The sequence below is a fragment of the Streptomyces sp. 147326 genome (assembly GCF_045000215.1).
Taxonomy (GTDB): Bacteria; Actinomycetota; Actinomycetes; order Streptomycetales; family Streptomycetaceae; genus Streptomyces.
Genome location: NZ_CP134201.1, coordinates 3,051,675 through 3,069,950, shown reverse-complemented (window position 1 = coordinate 3,069,950; position 18,276 = coordinate 3,051,675). Strand labels below are relative to the sequence as shown.

The 18,276-nt window shown below is 69.9% G+C and carries 17 protein-coding genes; all 17 read left to right on the top strand.

Going from position 1 to position 18,276, the window contains the following annotated elements; genetic code table 11:
- Positions 1-3 precede the first annotated feature (3 nt).
- The 17 genes from thrC (at position 4) to atpA (ending at position 18,268) form a co-directional block, all read left to right on the top strand.
- Complete coding sequence (gene thrC / locus RIU97_RS13295; protein ID WP_404956444.1) at positions 4-1,074, top strand: threonine synthase; 1,071 nt, start codon at positions 4-6, stop codon at positions 1,072-1,074.
- 399 nt (positions 1,075-1,473) lie between these two features.
- Complete coding sequence (thrB, locus tag RIU97_RS13290) at positions 1,474-2,400, top strand: homoserine kinase (protein ID WP_327416459.1); 927 nt, start codon at positions 1,474-1,476, stop codon at positions 2,398-2,400.
- A gap of 431 nt (positions 2,401-2,831) precedes the next feature.
- Positions 2,832-4,940: a transcription termination factor Rho gene (gene rho / locus RIU97_RS13285; protein WP_404956441.1), complete on the top strand. Its 2,109-nt coding sequence runs from the start codon at positions 2,832-2,834 to the stop codon at positions 4,938-4,940.
- 264 nt (positions 4,941-5,204) lie between these two features.
- Entirely contained in the window at positions 5,205-6,305 is a 1,101-nt protein-coding gene (locus RIU97_RS13280) for an LCP family protein (protein WP_404956439.1), read from the top strand.
- A gap of 195 nt (positions 6,306-6,500) precedes the next feature.
- Positions 6,501-6,719, top strand: a complete 219-nt coding sequence (gene rpmE, locus RIU97_RS13275) for a 50S ribosomal protein L31 (protein ID WP_030708126.1) — start codon at positions 6,501-6,503, stop codon at positions 6,717-6,719.
- A gap of 117 nt (positions 6,720-6,836) precedes the next feature.
- Entirely contained in the window at positions 6,837-7,916 is a 1,080-nt protein-coding gene (gene prfA, locus RIU97_RS13270; protein WP_404956435.1) for a peptide chain release factor 1, read from the top strand.
- Between the two features lie 49 nt (positions 7,917-7,965).
- On the top strand, positions 7,966-8,811 hold the full coding sequence (gene prmC / locus RIU97_RS13265; RefSeq protein WP_030295285.1) for a peptide chain release factor N(5)-glutamine methyltransferase: 846 nt from the start codon (positions 7,966-7,968) through the stop codon (positions 8,809-8,811).
- A 49-nt stretch (positions 8,812-8,860) separates the two neighbouring features.
- Positions 8,861-9,508, top strand: coding sequence for an L-threonylcarbamoyladenylate synthase (locus tag RIU97_RS13260; RefSeq protein WP_319724668.1), 648 nt, complete (start codon positions 8,861-8,863; stop codon positions 9,506-9,508).
- A complete protein-coding gene (locus RIU97_RS13255) occupies positions 9,505-10,134 on the top strand; it encodes a protein-tyrosine-phosphatase (protein WP_327416464.1) in 630 nt (209 codons plus the stop codon). Before RIU97_RS13260 ends, RIU97_RS13255 begins: the two co-directional genes overlap by 4 nt.
- Before the next feature lie 269 nt (positions 10,135-10,403).
- Positions 10,404-11,633 carry a serine hydroxymethyltransferase gene (glyA, locus tag RIU97_RS13250; protein WP_404956431.1) on the top strand — a complete coding sequence of 410 codons (1,230 nt, stop codon included), beginning with the start codon at positions 10,404-10,406 and terminating at the stop codon, positions 11,631-11,633.
- Positions 11,634-11,749: 116 nt separating this feature from the next.
- On the top strand, positions 11,750-13,084 hold the full coding sequence (locus RIU97_RS13245; protein WP_404956430.1) for an MraY family glycosyltransferase: 1,335 nt from the start codon (positions 11,750-11,752) through the stop codon (positions 13,082-13,084).
- A 274-nt stretch (positions 13,085-13,358) separates the two neighbouring features.
- The gene (locus tag RIU97_RS13240; protein ID WP_404956428.1) at positions 13,359-13,796 is read left to right on the top strand and encodes a hypothetical protein; all 438 of its coding nucleotides are present in this window, start codon (positions 13,359-13,361) and stop codon (positions 13,794-13,796) included.
- 241 nt (positions 13,797-14,037) lie between these two features.
- Positions 14,038-14,844 (top strand): F0F1 ATP synthase subunit A, encoded by an 807-nt coding sequence (gene atpB, locus RIU97_RS13235; RefSeq protein WP_404962830.1) that lies wholly within the window; start codon positions 14,038-14,040, stop codon positions 14,842-14,844.
- 76 nt (positions 14,845-14,920) lie between these two features.
- Positions 14,921-15,148 (top strand): ATP synthase F0 subunit C, encoded by a 228-nt coding sequence (gene atpE, locus RIU97_RS13230; RefSeq protein ID WP_030386954.1) that lies wholly within the window; start codon positions 14,921-14,923, stop codon positions 15,146-15,148.
- 49 nt (positions 15,149-15,197) lie between these two features.
- The gene (locus RIU97_RS13225; protein ID WP_221510601.1) at positions 15,198-15,731 is read left to right on the top strand and encodes a F0F1 ATP synthase subunit B; all 534 of its coding nucleotides are present in this window, start codon (positions 15,198-15,200) and stop codon (positions 15,729-15,731) included.
- On the top strand, positions 15,728-16,543 hold the full coding sequence (locus RIU97_RS13220) for a F0F1 ATP synthase subunit delta (protein ID WP_404956425.1): 816 nt from the start codon (positions 15,728-15,730) through the stop codon (positions 16,541-16,543). Before RIU97_RS13225 ends, RIU97_RS13220 begins: the two co-directional genes overlap by 4 nt.
- A 129-nt stretch (positions 16,544-16,672) precedes the next feature.
- Positions 16,673-18,268, top strand: a complete 1,596-nt coding sequence (gene atpA, locus RIU97_RS13215; RefSeq protein WP_383201556.1) for a F0F1 ATP synthase subunit alpha — start codon at positions 16,673-16,675, stop codon at positions 18,266-18,268.
- Positions 18,269-18,276 lie beyond the last annotated feature (8 nt).

The window sequence follows — 18,276 nt, the reverse complement described above, 5'->3', positions numbered from 1 at the left end:
CCCATGAGCAGCAATCGCACCCACCAGTGGCGCGGCATCATCGAGGAGTACCGGGACCGCCTGCCGGTGACGGACAAGACTCCCGTGGTGACGCTCCGTGAGGGCGGCACTCCTCTCGTCCCCGCGCAGGTGCTCTCCGAGCGCACCGGCTGCGAGGTCCACCTGAAGGTCGAGGGGGCGAACCCCACCGGGTCCTTCAAGGACCGCGGCATGACCATGGCGATCACCAAGGCCAAGGAGGAGGGCGCCAAGGCGGTCATCTGCGCCTCCACCGGCAACACTTCGGCCTCCGCCGCCGCGTACGCGGTGCGCGCCGGGATGGTCTCCGCGGTGCTCGTGCCGAGCGGAAAGATCGCGCTCGGCAAGATGGGCCAGGCCCTCGTGCACGGCGCCAAGATCCTGCAGGTGGACGGCAACTTCGACGACTGCCTGAACCTGGCCCGCGCGCTCTCCGACAACTACCCGGTAGCCCTGGTCAATTCGGTCAACCCGGTGCGCATCGAGGGCCAGAAGACGGCCGCGTTCGAGATCGTGGACGCGCTCGGCGACGCCCCCGACATCCACGTGCTGCCCGTCGGCAACGCCGGCAACATCACGGCGTACTGGAAGGGCTTCAAGGAGTACAAGGCCGACGGCCTGTCCTCCCGTACGCCCCGCGTGTGGGGTTTCCAGGCCTCCGGCTCCGCGCCGATCGTGCGCGGCGAGGTCGTCAAGGAGCCGCACACCATCGCCACCGCGATCCGGATCGGCAACCCGGCCTCCTGGGACTACGCCCTGCAGGCGCGCGACGAGTCGGGCGGCTTCATCGACGAGGTGACGGACCGCCAGATCCTGGCCGCCTACCGGCTGTTGGCCGCCCAGGAGGGCGTCTTCGTCGAGCCCGCCTCGGCCGCCTCGGTGGCCGGCCTGCTCAAGGCCGCCGAGCTGGGCCTGGTGGACCCCGGTCAGACGATCGTGTGCACCGTCACCGGCAACGGCCTGAAGGACCCCGACTGGGCGATCGCCGGCGCTCCGCAGCCGGTCACCGTTCCGGTGGACGCCGAGGCCGCCGCCATCCGTCTCGGCCTGGTCTAGGCCCGGTCCGGTGCGCGGTCCGGCCCCGCTCCGGGTCCGGACCGCGCCCGGTCCACGCCTCGTCGACGCCCGGTCCACACCGGTCCCGGTAGTAACGCGCGCCACGTGTGAGCCGGGTCCGGAGGGCTATGGAGGCCCTCCGGAACCCGGCAACTCACCCCGTACGACGACAAAAGTGCGGCCGAAGCCGTCGAAGTCCGCGACACGCATCGTGCGCCTCCTGTGCGCCCTATGTCGCGAGAGAACCTTCCTTCGATACGCTGTACTTACATCCGCCACCGTGCATATGACTGCGGTGCTGCCCCGAGGGCCTTCGGGTGTCGTACGTTCTCCAGTACATTCGCAGCGAGCCAGCGAAGAGCGAAGATCTCGCACAGTCACAAGGAGTGTCATCGGACGATGGCCGGTCCAGCGTTCCGCGCCGCCGCCGTACGGGTGCGCGTCCCCGCCAGCAGTGCCAACCTCGGCCCGGGCTTCGACGCCCTGGGCCTGGCCCTGGGGCTCTACGACGACGTAGTCGTCCGGGTGGCCGACTCCGGCCTGAACATCGACATCGCGGGTGAGGGCGCCGACACCCTCCCGCGGGACGAGAGCCACCTGCTCGTACGCTCCATGCGCACCGCCTTCGACCTGCTGGGCGGCCAGCCGCGCGGCCTCGAGGTCGTCTGCGCCAACCGCATCCCGCACGGCCGCGGGCTCGGCTCCTCCTCCGCCGCCATCTGCGCCGGCATCGTCGCCGCCCGCGCCGTGACCATAGGCGGCGAGGCCAGGCTCGACGACGCGGCGCTGCTGGAGCTCGCCACCGAGATCGAGGGACACCCCGACAACGTCGCCGCCTGTCTGCTCGGCGGATTCACCCTGGCGTGGATGGACGGGGGCAGTGCCAAGGCGATCCGGATGGAGCCTGCCGAATCCATCGTTCCGGTGGTCTTCGTCCCTTCCAAGCCCGTCCTGACGGAGACCGCGCGCGGCCTGCTGCCGCGCACCGTCCCGCACGTGGACGCGGCCGTCAACGCGGGCCGCGCCGGCCTGCTCGTGGAAGCCCTGACCAGGCGTCCCGAGCTGCTGCTGCCGGCCACCGAAGACCGGCTCCACCAGGAGTACCGGTCCCCGGCGATGCCCGAGAGCGTCGCACTTGTGAATCGACTGCGGGCGGACGGGATCCCCGCGGTCATCTCCGGCGCGGGCCCCACGGTCCTCGCGCTGGTCGACAACGGCGCGGCCGACAAGGTCGCGCAGCTCGCGGGCGAGGGATGGGCGGCCAACCGGCTCGCACTCGACGCCGCGGGCGCGAGCGTACTTCCGCTGGGCACCCAGGGCGGCTAGGGCCGTTCCTCTGGAATGCACAGCCGGTCAGGGGCGGGCGGCCAGGGCAGGCCGCCCGCGCGGAAGGGCGCGATTGCCGGTGATTGAGAGGGGGAATATCTATTGGATCCGGTAGTGTTAGTCTCAAGTGCGCATCGGAAGCCGCCATGGCTCGGTGCTCAGTGTCCCCATCGGGGACCACATTTCTTCCGGGAGCCTCCCCGACTGCTTTGATCACTTCCAGCAGTTTCGAGCACGCTCCGGAATCGGCGTGACATTCCCACGCTTTCAGCTCGGGGGCTTCTCGCCGGAACCACCCATGCACGTTTCTCTCCGCCGTATCTATCGGCGGACCACCGCCCCGGCACGGTCCACACCTAGGACTGTTGTCGGACAGCACAACCGGTCGCCGAGCCAGACAGGCCGACGTCCGCTCCAGGGAAGGACCCTTCGTGAGCGACACCACCGATCTGATGGGCGCTGCCGACACCTCTGTCGACGCCAGTGCCTCCGCCGCGGGCGCCGCACCCAAGCGTCGACGCACCGGCACCGGCCTTGACGGCATGGTCCTGGCCGAGCTGCAGCAGGTCGCGTCGGGCCTCGGGATCAGGGGCACCGCGCGGATGCGCAAGAGCCAGCTGATCGAGGTCATCAAGGAGGCGCAGGCGGGCAGCGGTGCCCCCAAGGCCGCTGCCTCCGCCGCCGCAGACACCGCCGAGGCCAAGCCGAAGCGCCGCGCCACCAGCAAGGCCCGAACGGGTGAGGCCGCCGCCGAGGCGCCCGCCGAGAAGCCTGCCGCGCAGGCACAGATCGAGATCCCGGGTCAGCCGGCCAGCGACGACGCCCCGGCCGGCGAGCGCCGCCGCCGTCGGGCCACGGCCCCCTCCGGCAGCCCGGAGGCCTCGGCCCCCGTCGCCGTGCAGGTCGAGCAGAAGACCGAGACCCTGACCGCCGCCCCCGCGCAGGCCGAGGTCAAGGCCGACGCCACGGCGGTCTCCGCCGGGCAGGCGCAGGGCCAGGACGCCGAGGGCCGCGGCCGTCGCGACCGCCGTGACCGCGCCGAGCGGGGCGAGCGCGGCGACCGCCAGCGCGACCGCCGTGACCGCGGTGCCAAGGCCGACGACCAGGGCCAGGCCGGCCAGGGTCAGGGCGCGCAGGGCGGCCAGGGCGGACAGGGCGGCCAGGGCGGCGGCCGTCAGGACCGCGCCGAGCGTCAGGACCGCGCCGACCGTCAGGACCGCCAGCAGCAGGGCGGCCGCGGCCAGGGCCAGCAGGGCCGTCAGGACCGCCAGGACAACGGGCCCCAGGACGACTTCGACGGTGAGGACGGCCGTCGTGGCCGTCGCGGCCGCTACCGCGACCGCCGTGGCCGTCGCGGCCGTGACGAGTTCGCCCCGAACGAGCCGCAGGTCGCCGACGACGACGTGCTGATCCCCGTCGCGGGCATCCTCGACATCCTCGACAACTACGCGTTCATCCGGACCTCGGGCTACCTGCCCGGCCCCAACGACGTGTACGTGTCCCTCGCCCAGGTCCGCAAGGCCGGCCTGCGCAAGGGCGACCACACCACCGGTGCGGTGCGCCAGCCCAAGGACGGCGAGCGCCGCGAGAAGTTCAACGCCCTCGTGCGGCTGGACTCGGTGAACGGCATGGCGCCCGAATCCGGCCGCGGCCGACCGGAGTTCCAGAAGCTGACGCCCCTGTACCCGCAGGACCGTCTGCGCCTGGAGACCGACCCGGGCGTGCTGACCACCCGCATCATCGACCTCGTGTCGCCGATCGGCAAGGGCCAGCGAGGCCTGATCGTGGCCCCGCCGAAGACCGGCAAGACCATGATCATGCAGGCGATCGCCAACGCGATCACCGTCAACAACCCCGAGTGCCACCTGATGGTCGTCCTGGTCGACGAGCGTCCGGAAGAGGTCACCGACATGCAGCGGTCGGTCAAGGGCGAGGTCATCTCCTCGACCTTCGACCGTCCGGCCGAGGACCACACCACCGTCGCCGAGCTGGCCATCGAGCGCGCCAAGCGTCTCGTCGAGCTGGGTCACGACGTGGTCGTCCTGCTGGACTCCATCACCCGTCTGGGCCGCGCGTACAACCTCGCGGCGCCCGCCTCCGGCCGCATCCTGTCCGGTGGTGTCGACTCGACCGCGCTGTACCCGCCGAAGCGCTTCTTCGGTGCCGCGCGCAACATCGAGGACGGCGGCTCGCTGACCATCCTGGCCACCGCGCTCGTCGACACCGGCTCGCGCATGGACGAGGTGATCTTCGAGGAGTTCAAGGGCACCGGCAACATGGAGCTCAAGCTCGACCGGAAGCTCGCCGACAAGCGCATCTTCCCGGCCGTCGACGTCGACCCGTCGGGCACCCGCAAGGAGGAGATCCTCCTCAACGCGGAGGAGCTCGCCATCGTCTGGAAGCTGCGCCGGGTGCTGCACGCGCTCGACTCGCAGCAGGCGATCGAGCTGCTTCTCGACAAGATGAAGCAGACGAAGTCGAACGCCGAGTTCCTGATGCAGATCGCGAAGACGACCCCGTCGGGCAAGAACGACGACTGAGGTCCGGCGCCGGGCGTCCGACGTCCGGCACGCGCATCACCACAGCAGCCCCCGCCGCACCCGCGGCGGGGGCCGCTGCGCGTTCACGGGGGGCTCTACGGGGTTCCCCGGGGCTGCACGCGCGGTTCCACGGGCTCCGGTGCGGGCTTCGACACACCCCGCCCCTGGAACCCTGGAAGGCGCTCACCCGTCTGTGTGAGAGGAGCCCGCGGTGGACGGCGGGCCGGAACGGACCAGGGGACCGGACTCAGGACTGAGGAGAGCATGACCGAGGACAGCAAGGGCCGCGGCCGGCGTGCCGCGGGCCGGCGCCGGCGCAAACCGGCGAAGCGCCGCAAGGCTCTCGTCATCGCAGCGTGGAGCGCCGCGGGGGTGGTCCTGCTGGGGAGTGCGGGCCTCGGCTACTTCTACTTCAAGCTGAACGGCAATCTGAAGACCGTCGACATCGACCAGGCCCTCGGCGCCGACCGCCCGCAGAACGTCGACAACGGCTCGATGGACATCCTCGTCCTCGGCTCCGACTCCCGGGGCGGCGCCAACGGCGAGTACGGCCAGGACGACGGCGGCTCCGCCCGCTCGGACACCGCGATGATCGTCCACCTCTACGAGGGCCACAAGCAGGCCAGCGTCATATCGATACCGCGCGACACCATGACGGCCCGTCCCGAATGCCCCACCGGCAAGGGCAGGACCGACCCCGGCGGCCCGCGCAAGCAGTTCAACGAGGCCTACACCATCGGCGGGGCCGCCTGCGCGGTCAAGACCGTCGAGAAGATGTCGGGGATCCGCATGGACCACTACATCGAGGTCGACTTCACGGGCTTCAAGAAGATCATCGACAATCTCGGCGGCGTCGACGTGACCACCACCAAGCCGATCAAGGACGGCGCCAGCCACCTCGAGCTCGCGGCCGGCCCGAACCACCTCAACGGCGAACAGGCCCTCGGCCTCGTCCGTACCCGCAAGAGCGTCGGCGACGGCAGCGACCTGGGCCGGATACAGCTCCAGCAGGCCTTCATCAAGGCACTGATCAAGCAGGTCAAGAGCGTCGGGGTGTTCGACAACCCCAAGCGGCTGGTCGACCTCGCCGACTCCGCGACCAAGGCGCTCACGACCGACAAGGCGCTCGGCGACGTGAAGTCCCTCATGGGCTTCGCGCAGGGCCTGCAGGGCATCGAGGCCCAGAACATGCACATGATCACCCTGCCGGTGACCGTGGACCCGCGCGACGCCGATCGCGTCGCCCCGCTGACGAAGGAGTCGAAGCTGGTCTGGGAAGCGCTGCTCGCGGACCAGCCGATCCCGGCCGAGGCCACCGAGAAGTCCATGGGGGACAAGGGCGCGGTCGGCGGCATCGTCCAGTAGGAGCCCCTGCTCAGGCGGCTTTCGGGCGGATTCCGCAGGGGTGCGGAATAGATGCCGGCCCCCCTCCGTTGAGGGAGGCGTCCTCAGAATTTTGACAGGCAGCCCGGTCCTGGCAGACTGGTCTGTCGGCCCCGGTTCACGCAGTGCGCAATTCGGCTCCTGCGACCCGGCGCCCTCCCGAATCTAGGAGACACCTTGAAGCGCGATGTTCACCCCGAGTACGTCGAGACCCAGGTCAGCTGCACCTGTGGCGCGTCGTTCACCACCCGTAGCACCCTGACCGAGGGCTCCATCCGAGCCGAGGTCTGCTCCGAGTGCCACCCGTTCTACACGGGCAAGCAGAAGATCCTCGACACCGGTGGCCGCGTGGCCCGCTTCGAGGCGCGCTTCGGCAAGGGTGCGGCCAAGAAGTAGCGCGACCCAGGCGCCGGTCTCCGGCCGCCCCCTGTCCACTCGGGGGCGGCCGGACCGGCGCCTTTGTCGTCGTCTCGCCAAGTCACCCCGTTCGTACTTTCACCACAGGAGCCCCCGATGTTCGAGGCGGTCGAGGAATTGATCGGCGAACACGCCGATCTCGAGAAGCAGCTCGCCGACCCTTCGGTCCACTCCGATCAGGCCAATGCCCGCAAGCTGAACAAGCGCTATGCGGAGCTGACCCCGATCGTCGCCACCTTCCGCGCGTGGAAGCAGGCAGCCGAGGACATCGAGACGGCCAAGGAGTACGCGGCGGAAGACCCCGACTTCGCGGCCGAGGTCAAGGAACTGGGCGCGCAGCGCGAGGAGCTCACCGAGAAGCTCCGCCTGCTGCTGGTCCCGCGCGACCCCAGCGACGACAAGGACGTGCTCCTCGAGGTCAAGGCGGGCGCGGGCGGCGACGAGTCGGCACTGTTCGCCGGCGACCTGCTGCGCATGTACCTGCGCTACGCCGAGCGGGTGGGCTGGAAGACCGAGATCATCGACGCCACCGAGTCCGAGCTCGGCGGCTACAAGGACGTCCAGGTCTCCGTCCGCACCAAGGGCGGCAACGGCGCCACCGAGCCCGGCCAGGGCGTGTGGGCCCGCCTGAAGTACGAAGGCGGCGTGCACCGCGTCCAGCGGGTTCCGGCCACCGAGTCCCAGGGCCGCATCCACACCTCCGCCGCCGGCGTGCTCGTCACCCCGGAGGCCGAGGAGGTCGAGGTCGAGGTCAACATGAACGACCTCCGCATCGACGTGTACCGCTCGTCCGGCCCCGGCGGCCAATCCGTCAACACCACCGACTCGGCCGTGCGCATCACGCACATCCCGACCGGTGTGGTCGCCTCCTGCCAGAACGAGAAGAGCCAGCTCCAGAACAAGGAGCAGGCCATGCGCATCCTGCGCTCGCGCCTGCTGGCCGCCGCCCAGGAAGCCGCCGAGCAGGAGGCCTCCGACGTGCGCCGCAGCCAGGTGCGCAGCGTGGACCGCTCCGAGAAGATCCGTACGTACAACTACCCGGAAAACCGGATCTCGGACCACCGGACCGGTTTCAAGGCGTACAACTTGGACCAGGTGCTCGACGGTGACCTCGACCCGGTCATCCAGGCCTGCGTGGACACCGACTCCGCAGCCAAGCTCGCGGCCGCGCACTGACCCTGATCCCTGCTTCACCCCCCGTTCGACAGCAGCCCGGAGGACCAGCGTGAACTTGCTGCTTGCCGAGGTGGCCCAGGCCACCCAGCGGCTGGCCGCCGCCGGCGTGCCCTCACCGCGTTTCGACGCGGAGGAGCTCGCGGCCTTCGTGCACGGCGTCAAACGGGGGGAACTGCACCACGTCAAGGACGCGGACTTCGACGCCCGCTACTGGGAGGCCGTCGCCCGCCGCGAGGCGCGCGAGCCGCTCCAGCACATCACCGGCCGCGCCTTCTTCCGGTACCTGGAGCTCCAGGTCGGGCCCGGGGTCTTCGTGCCCCGGCCCGAGACCGAGTCGGTCGTCGACTGGGCCATACACGCCGTCCGGGCGATGGACGTGGTCGAGCCGATGATCGTGGACCTGTGCACCGGATCCGGCGCCATCGCGCTGGCCATGGCGCAGGAGGTGCCGCGCTCGCGCGTGCACGCCGTCGAGCTGTCCGAGGACGCGCTGCGGTGGACCCGCAAGAACGCCGAGGGCTCCCGGGTCACCGTGCACCAGGGCGACGCCCTGAGCGCCCTGCCGGAGCTCGACGGCCAGGTCGACCTGGTCATCTCCAACCCGCCGTACATCCCGCTCACCGAGTGGGAGTACGTCGCACCCGAGGCCCGCGACCACGACCCGGAGATGGCGCTCTTCTCCGGCGAGGACGGCCTGGACACCATCCGCGGCATCGAGCGCACCGCCCACCGGCTGCTGCGGCCCGGCGGCATCGTCGTCATCGAGCACGCCGACACCCAGGGTGGCCAGGTCCCGTGGATCTTCGCCGAGGAACGGGGCTGGGCCGACGCGGCCGACCACCCGGACCTCAACAACCGCCCCCGCTTCGCGACCGCGCGCAAGGCACTGCCGTGACCGGCGCGACGATTTCCGCCACCCCCCTGCTGCACGAGGAGGCCCGCTGATGGCCCGGCGATACGACTGCAACGACGCGACGGACCGTAAGACGGGTCTGCGTGAAGCCGCATCCGCCGTGCGCCGCGGCGAGCTCGTCGTGCTGCCCACCGACACCCTGTACGGGATCGGCGCGGACGCCTTCAGCCCGGAGGCCGTCCACGACCTGCTCGCCGCCAAGGGGCGCGGCCGCGGCATGCCCACCCCGGTGCTCATCGGCTCCCCGAACACCCTGCACGGCCTCGTGACGGACTTCTCCGAGCAGGCGTGGGAGCTCGTCGACGCCTTCTGGCCGGGCGCGCTGACGCTGGTCGCCAAGCACCAGCCGTCCCTGGCGTGGGACCTGGGGGACACCGGCGGCACGGTCGCCGTCCGCATGCCCCTGCACCCCGTCGCGATCGAGCTGCTGACCGAGGTCGGCCCGATGGCGGTGTCCTCGGCCAACCTGTCCGGGCACCCGGCGCCGGAGGACTGCGACGCGGCGCGCGAGATGCTCGGGGACTCCGTGTCCGTGTACCTGGACGGCGGCCCGACGCCCGGCATCCAGCCGTCGTCGATCGTCGACGTCACCGGGAAGGTTCCCGTCCTGCTGCGGGAGGGTGCGCTCACCGCCGAGCAGCTGCGGGAGGTCGTACCCGACCTCGAGGTCGCCCCGTGAGCCCTGAGGGGCGTGGCATAGCTGGGGGAACTTTCCGCATACTCCACGTCAGCACCGGCAACGTGTGCCGCTCGCCGATCACCGAGCGGCTGACGCGGCACGCCCTGTCGCACCGGCTCGGCGGGATCGTGACCGGCGACCTCATCGTGGAGAGCGCGGGTACCTGGGGCCACGAGGGCGCCCCGATGGAGGCCAACGCGGCCGCCGTACTGGCGGACTTCGGGGCCGACGCCTCCGGCTTCACCGGGCGGGAACTGCTGGACGAGCACGTCATACGCGCCGACCTGGTCCTGACCGCCACGCGCGACCACCGGGCACAGGTCATCTCGATGGGTCACTCGGCCGGCCTGCGGACCTTCACGCTGAAGGAGTTCACCCGGCTGGTGCGGGCGATAGATCCGGCCACGCTGCCGCCGCTGGACGACGGCATGGCGGAGCGGGCGCGGGCGCTGGTGCGGGCCGCCGCGGCGCTGCGGGGGTGGCTGCTGGCCCCTTCGCCGGACGCGGACGAGGTGTACGACCCGTACGGGGCGCCGATCACCTTCTTCCGCTCGATCGGCGACGAGATCAACCAGGCGCTGGACCCCGTGGTCACGGCCCTGACGGGCGTCACGGCCTCCCGCTGACCGCAGCGCCGGTGCCGGGGCTCTGGCCCGGACCCCTCTCCCCCCCAGACCCCGTCCGGGGGACCCCCCAGCGCCTCGAACGCCGCGGGGCTGAAAGATCGGGGCTCCGCCCCGGACCCCACGCCTCAAACGCCGGCGGGGCTGGATGTGCCGGCGGGGCCCAATCTGCCGGTCGGGCTGGATCGGGTGGAGCCCCGGCGGCGCCGCAGGGCGCGGTGAGGGCCGCAGGCCTACAGTGGCTGGTACCCGGTACCACCTGGAGTCGCGCCATGAGCGTCATCACCCCGCCCACGGACCTGCTGCGGCAGCAGGATCCGCAGATGGCCGACGTGCTCGACGGGGAGCGGCAGCGGCAGGCCGGCAGTCTGCAGCTGATCGCCGCCGAGAACTTCACCTCCGCCGCCGTGCTCACCACGCTCGGATCGCCGCTCGCCAACAAGTACGCCGAGGGATACCCCGGAAACCGGTACCACGGCGGCTGCGAGTACGCCGACCTGGCCGAGCAGGTCGCCGTGGAGCGGGCCAAGGCGCTGTTCGGGGCCGAGCACGCCAATGTGCAGCCGCACTCCGGCTCCTCCGCCGTGCTGGCCGCGTACGCCGCCCTGCTGCGGCCCGGGGACACCGTGCTGGCGATGGGACTTCCGTACGGGGGGCACCTCACCCACGGCTCGCCCGCCAACTTCTCCGGGCGGTGGTTCGACTTCGTCGGGTACGGGGTCGACGCCGAGACGGGTCTCATCGACTACGAGCAGGTGCAGGACCTCGCCCGCGCGCACCGGCCCAGGGCGATCGTGTGCGGGTCCATCTCCTACCCCCGCCACCCCGAGTACTCCGCCTTCCGGGAGATCGCCGACGAGGTCGGGGCCTACCTGATCGCCGACGCGGCCCATCCGATCGGGCTGGTGGCCGGCGGGGCCGCGCCCAGTCCCGTGCCCTACGCCGACGTCGTCTGCGCGACCACGCACAAGGTGCTGCGCGGGCCGCGCGGCGGGATGGTCCTGTGCGGCGCCGAGTTCGCCGAGCGCATCGACCGGGCGGTGTTCCCCTTCACCCAGGGCGGCGCCCAGATGCACACCATCGCCGCCAAGGCCGTGGCCTTCGGCGAGGCGGCCCGGCCGGCCTTCGCCACGTACGCCCACCGGGTCGTCGCCAATGCCCGGGTGCTCGCGGGCGCCCTCGAAGAGCACGGGTTCACCATCACCACCGGCGGCACCGACACCCATCTGATCACCGCCGATCCGGCGCCGCTGGGCATGGACGGCCCGACCGCGCGCGGCCGGCTGGCCGCCGCCGGGATCGTGCTCGACACCTGCGCCCTCCCGTACGGGGACCAGCGGGGCGTCCGGCTGGGAACGGCGGCCGTGACCACCCAGGGGATGGGGGAGGCGGAGATGCGCCGGATCGCGGCACTGTTCGCGGCGGGGCTGCGCGGGGACGGCGCGAAGACACGTACGGAGGTCAATGAGCTGGCACTGGAATTCCCCCCTTACGGGGAGTAAGCGGGACAAGAGGGGCGTAGTGCAACCGGGATACGGTCCCCTCGCGTCCTCGGGGGAGGGGACATCGCAGCTAATGTGTGGGGCTGAGATGGCCGGCGATACATCTGGGGCAGCCCGTGCGTGAATATCTGCTGACGCTTTGCGTCACGGTCGCGGTGACCTACCTGCTGACCGGGCCCGTGCGGAAGTTCGCGATCGCGGCCGGGGCCATGCCGGAGATCCGTGCCCGCGACGTGCACCGAGAGCCCACGCCACGGCTGGGCGGCATCGCCATGTTCGGCGGTCTGTGCGCGGGCCTGCTGGTCGCCGACCACCTGCGGAACCTCAACGGCGTCTTCGAGCTGTCGAACGAGCCGCGCGCACTGCTCTCCGGTGCGGCGCTGATCTGGCTGATCGGCGTGCTGGACGACAAGTTCGAGATCGACGCCCTGATCAAGCTCGGCGCGCAGATGATCTCCGCTGGCGTGATGGTCATGCAGGGCCTGACCATCCTGTGGATCCCGGTCCCGTTCTTCGGCACGGTCTCGCTCACCCAGTGGCAGGGCAACCTGCTCACCGTGGCCCTCGTGGTGATCACCATCAACGCGGTGAACTTCGTCGACGGCCTCGACGGCCTCGCCGCCGGCATGGTCTGCATCGCCGCCACCGCGTTCTTCCTCTACGCGTACCGGATCTGGTTCGGCTACGGCATCGAGTCGGCCGCGCCCGCCACCCTCTTCGCCGCCATCCTGATGGGCATGTGCCTCGGCTTCCTGCCGCACAACATGCACCCCGCGCGGATCTTCATGGGCGACTCCGGCTCGATGCTGATCGGCCTGGTGCTCGCCGCCGCCGCCATCTCCATCACCGGCCAGGTGGACCCCGACGCCCTGGCCCTGTACGCGCAGGGCGAGCGCAACGCGACCCACGCGATGCTCCCCGTCTTCATCCCGCTGATCCTGCCCCTGACGATCATCGCGATCCCGATGGCGGACCTGATCCTCGCCATCGTGCGGCGTACGTGGAAGGGCCAGTCGCCCTTCGCGGCCGACCGCGGGCACCTGCACCACCGGCTGCTGGAGCTCGGACATTCGCACAGCCGCGCGGTCCTGATCATGTACTTCTGGTCGGGGCTGATCGCCTTCGGCACGGTGGCGTATTCGGTGCATTCCGCCACGATGTGGATCGTGCTGGCGATCGCCGCGCTGAGCGCCGTGGGTCTGATCCTGCTGCTCCTGCCGCGCTTCACCCCGCGCACCCCGCGCTGGGCGGAGGGCCTGGTTCCGCCTCGCTACCGGCACGCCGCACGGGCCGCCGAGGCCGCTGCGGAAGCGGCCGCGCTGGACGCCTCGGGTACGGAGCCGGAGCCCGCCAGGCCGATCGCGGCGGGCGTCTCCGGCGTCAACGGAGCGACCGCCGTGGGCCCCCGTTCGCGCTTCCCCGACCGGCGTAAGGCTGAATCCACCCGCTGACAGCGACCTCGCATGTCGGACATGGTGCCCCTTTACCAGACAACCCGCCTGCCTGTCGCGCACACACGCGCAGGGTCCCTCTCATGTGTGACAGTCAGCACACCCGGCAGGTAAAGCTCTCATCAAATAGTTTGTGATACCGTTCACTAAACCCGGCGACAGAGCCGAAGGACCGTAGTGCGACGGTCCCTTGGCCCGAGGTTCCCTCTCGGACCGGGCTTACGCTCGTCCCGTACGAGTCCAGTGCCCCCACCACCACGCGGAGCAAACCGCCATGCGGTCAGATGATGTCCGATCCCTCCTTCAAGCCGCCGTACCCACCGCTGCCGCCGGCGCTGTTGCCGCCGTGATCAGCGCGTTGGTCGTCGGCGGCAAGGGCGCGGTCGGGGCGGTCGTCGCGACGCTGGTCGTGATTTTGTTCATGGGCATCGGATTCGTCGTTCTGCAGCGCACGGCGAAGTCACTCCCGCATCTTTTCCAGGCCATGGGGCTCATGCTCTACACGGCCCAGATCCTGCTGCTTTTCGTGTTCGTCGCGGTGTTCAAGAACACCACCCTGTTCAATCCCAAGGCGTTCGCGATCACGCTCGTCGCCACCACCCTGGTGTGGATCGGCGCGCAGACCCGTGCTCACATGAAGGCCAAGATTCTTTACGTCGAGCCGGACTCGGTGAAGGGCGACAAGCCCGAAAATCCCGGGCCGAAGTCGTGAAGGGTAGGGCCGGGATAAGTGAGCGTTCGAGATCCTGCTATCGTCCGGTGCCAACTGCGGCACTGCGGGCGCGGGCATCTGAGCTGACGCCTGTCCCATCGCGAGGCTCGATGCCTGACTGCCGCCCCACCATCCGTAACACCAGTCCAGTGCCGAACCGCGGCTGCGCGCCGCGCCGACACAACGAGGTTGCCGTACCTATGCGCCACGCTGAAGGAGCCCTGCGGTGAGTGCTGCTGACATGACGCTCGCCTTCGAGATCAATTGTCATTTCGAAGACGGCACTGGCTGCGGCTTCCCGGGCCCGACCCTGTACTCGTTCCTGTTCAAGCCGATCTTCGGTGACGACAGCGGCCTGTACTTCAACAAGACGATGCTCCTGGCCCTGCTGGGCTCGATCATCATCGTCGGCTTCTTCTGGGCCGCGTTCCGGAAGCCGAAGGTCGTCCCGGGCAAGCTGCAGATGGTCGCCGAGGCGGGCTACGACTTCGTGCGCCGCGGCATCGTCTACGAGACGCTCGGCAAGAAGGAGGGCGAGAAGTACGTCCCCTTCATGGTCGCGACGTTCTTCTTCGTCTGGATGATGAACCTCTGGTCGATCATCCCGCTCGCCCAGTTCCCGGTGACCGCGGTCATCGCGTACCCGGCCGGTCTCGCCGCGGTCATCTACGTCATGTGGATGTCGGTGACCTTCAAGCGCCACGGCTTCGTCGGCGGCTTCAAGAACATCACCGGCTACGACAAGTCCCTCGGCGGGATTCTGCCGCTGGTCATGGTGATCGAGTTCTTCTCGAACGTCCTGGTCCGCCCCTTCACCCACGCGGTCCGACTGTTCGCGAACATGTTCGCCGGGCACACCCTGCTGCTGCTGTTCACCATCGCCAGCTGGTACCTGCTGAACGGGATCGGCATCGCCTACGCGGGCGTCTCGTTCGTCATGGTCATCGTGATGACCGCGTTCGAGCTCTTCATCCAGGCCGTCCAGGCCTACGTCTTCGTGCTCCTGGCCTGCAGCTTCCTGCAGGGTGCGGTCGCCGAGCACCACTGAGCGCAGCCGCTCCGCAAACCCCCAGTCGTCCGGTGGCCAACCCCCACCGGTCCGTGAAAGAGAAGGAAGAACTGGCATGTCCCAGACCCTTGCTGCCGTCACCGGTTCCCTCAGCTCCGTGGGCTACGGCCTCGCGGCCATCGGCCCCGGCGTCGGCGTCGGCATCATCTTCGGTAACGGCACCCAGGCGCTCGCCCGTCAGCCCGAAGCTGCCGGTCTGATCCGCGCCAACCAGATCCTCGGCTTCGCCTTCTGTGAGGCGCTCGCCCTCATCGGTCTGGTCATGCCGTTCGTCTACAGCTGACGAACCCCACGACTAGTCCGAATCGACGAAAGGCACTGATGTGAACCTCATGGTTCTCGCGGCCGAGGAGCCGGGTAACCCCCTCGTCCCGCCGATCCCCGAGCTCGTCATCGGTCTGCTCGCCTTCGTCATCGTCTTCGGTTTCCTCGCGAAGAAGCTCCTCCCGAACATCAACAAGGTTCTGGAAGAGCGCCGTGAGGCCATCGAGGGCGGTATCGAGAAGGCGGAATCCGCCCAGACCGAGGCCCAGAGCGTCCTGGAGCAGTACAAGGCCCAGCTCGCCGAGGCCCGGCACGAGGCCGCGCGCCTGCGCCAGGAAGCGCTGGAGCAGGGCACTGCGCTCAAGGAAGAACTGCGCGCAGAGGGCCAGCGGCAGCGTGAGGAGATCATCGCTGCCGGCCACGCCCAGATCGCGGCGGACCGCAAGGCCGCTTCCCAGGCGCTGCGTCAGGACGTGGGCAAGCTCGCCACCGACCTGGCCGGAAAGCTCGTCGGCGAGTCCCTTGAGGACCACGCCCGGCAGAGCCGCACCATCGACCGTTTCCTCAGCGAGCTTGAGGAGAAGGCCGAGGCGGCCCGATGAACGGAGCGAGCCGCGAGGCGCTGGCCTCCGCGCGTGAGCGTCTCGACGCGCTGACGGACAACACGTCCGTCGACGCGGCGAAGCTCGCCGGTGAGCTGGCTGCCGTCACCGCGCTGCTCGACCGTGAGGTCTCGCTGCGTCGGGTCCTCACCGACCCGGCGCAGTCCGGCGAGGCCAAGGCCGAGCTGGCCGGACGGCTGCTCGGCGGCCAGGTCGGCGGGGAGACCCTCGACCTGGTGTCCGGCATGGTCCGGTCCCGCTGGTCGCAGTCCCGCGACCTGGTGGACGCGCTGGAGGAGCTGGCGGCCACCGCCGACCTCACGGCGGCCCAGCAGGGCGACGCGCTCGACAACGTCGAGGACGAGGTGTTCCGGTTCGGCCGGATCGTCTCCTCGAGCACCGAGCTGCGTTCCGCGCTGACCGACCGTGCGGCGACCGCCTCCGCCAAGAGCGAGCTGCTGCGCAGCCTGCTCGGCGGCAAGGTGAACGCCGTCACCGAGCGCCTGGTGATCCGTCTTGTCACGCACCCGCGTGGACGTAGCCTGGAAGCGGGACTCGAGTCCCTCTCCAAGCTCGCCGCCGAGCGCCGTGACCGCATGGTCGCCACCGTGACCAGCGCGGTTCCGCTCAGCGACGTGCAGAAGACGCGTCTCGGCGCGGTGCTGGCCAAGCTGTACGGCCGCCAGATGCACCTGAACCTCGACGTGGACCCCGAGGTCGTCGGCGGGATCTCGGTGCGAGTCGGCGACGAGGTCATCGACGGCACCATCGCGGACCGCCTCGCAGAGGCGTCCCGCCGCATGGCCGGCTGACCAGCCACCAATAGAACAAAGCATTCCTAGCGGCCCGGTTGGGCCGTGCAGAACTTGCAGAAGATTCCTGGGGGTCGCCCCCAGACCCCAAAGAAGCTTCAGGCCCAACAAGGAGAGCAGGGAACCCAGATGGCGGAGCTCACGATCCGGCCGGAGGAGATCCGGGACGCACTGGAGAACTTTGTCCAGTCGTACCAGCCGGACGCGGCCTCGCGCGAGGAGGTCGGAACGGTCAGCGTTGCCGGCGACGGCATCGCGAAGGTGGAGGGCCTGCCCTCCGCCATGGCGAACGAGCTGCTGAAGTTCGAGGACGGCACCCTCGGTCTCGCCCTCAACCTCGAGGAGCGCGAGATCGGTGCGGTCGTCCTCGGCGAGTTCAGCGGTATCGAGGAGGGCCAGCCGGTGCAGCGCACCGGTGAGGTGCTCTCCGTCGGCGTCGGCGAGGGCTACCTCGGCCGCGTCGTCGACCCGCTCGGCAACCCGATCGACGGTCTCGGCGAGATCGCGACCGAAGGCCGCCGCGCCCTCGAGCTGCAGGCCCCCGGCGTCATGGTCCGCAAGTCGGTCCACGAGCCGATGCAGACCGGCTACAAGGCCATCGACGCGATGGTCCCCGTCGGCCGTGGCCAGCGTCAGCTGATCATTGGCGACCGCCAGACGGGTAAGACCGCCCTGGCCGTCGACACGATCATCAACCAGCGCGACAACTGGCGCTCCGGTGACGTGAACAAGCAGGTTCGCTGCATCTACGTCGCCATCGGCCAGAAGGGCTCGACCATCGCGTCCGTTCGCGGCGCGCTGGAAGACGCGGGCGCGCTCGAGTACACGACGATCGTCGCCGCCCCGGCGTCCGACCCGGCCGGCTTCAAGTACCTGGCGCCGTACACCGGTTCCGCCATCGGTCAGCACTGGATGTACGCCGGCAAGCACGTCCTGATCATCTTCGACGACCTGTCGAAGCAGGCCGACGCCTACCGCGCCGTCTCGCTGCTGCTGCGCCGCCCGCCGGGCCGTGAGGCGTACCCGGGCGACGTCTTCTACCTGCACTCCCGTCTGCTGGAGCGCTGCGCGAAGCTGTCCGACGACATGGGCGCCGGTTCGATGACCGGTCTGCCGATCGTCGAAACCAAGGCGAACGACGTGTCGGCGTTCATCCCGACCAACGTCATCTCCATCACCGACGGCCAGTGCTTCCTGGAGTCCGACCTGTTCAACGCGGGCCAGCGCCCGGCGCTGAACGTCGGTATCTCGGTCTCCCGCGTCGGTGGCTCCGCCCAGCACAAGGCCATGAAGCAGGTTTCCGGCCGTCTGCGCCTGGACCTCGCCCAGTACCGTGAGCTGGAGGCGTTCGCCGCCTTCGGTTCCGACCTGGACGCCGCGTCGAAGGCTTCGCTGGAGCGCGGCAAGCGTCTGGTCGAGCTGCTGAAGCAGGGCCAGTACCAGCCGATGCCCGTCGAGGAGCAGGTCGTCTCCGTCTGGGCCGGCACCACCGGCAAGATGGACGACGTCCCGGTCAACGACATCCGTCGCTTCGAGTCGGAGCTGCTGGAGCACCTGCGCCGCGAGCGCAAGGACCTCCTCACCTCCATCGCCGACGGCGGCAAGATGTCGGACGACACCCTGTCCTCCATCGCGGACGCCATCACCGGCTTCAAGCGGCAGTTCGAGACCTCGGACGGCAAGCTCCTGGGCGAGGACGCACCGGCCGTCAACGTCTCCAAGTGACGACGGAA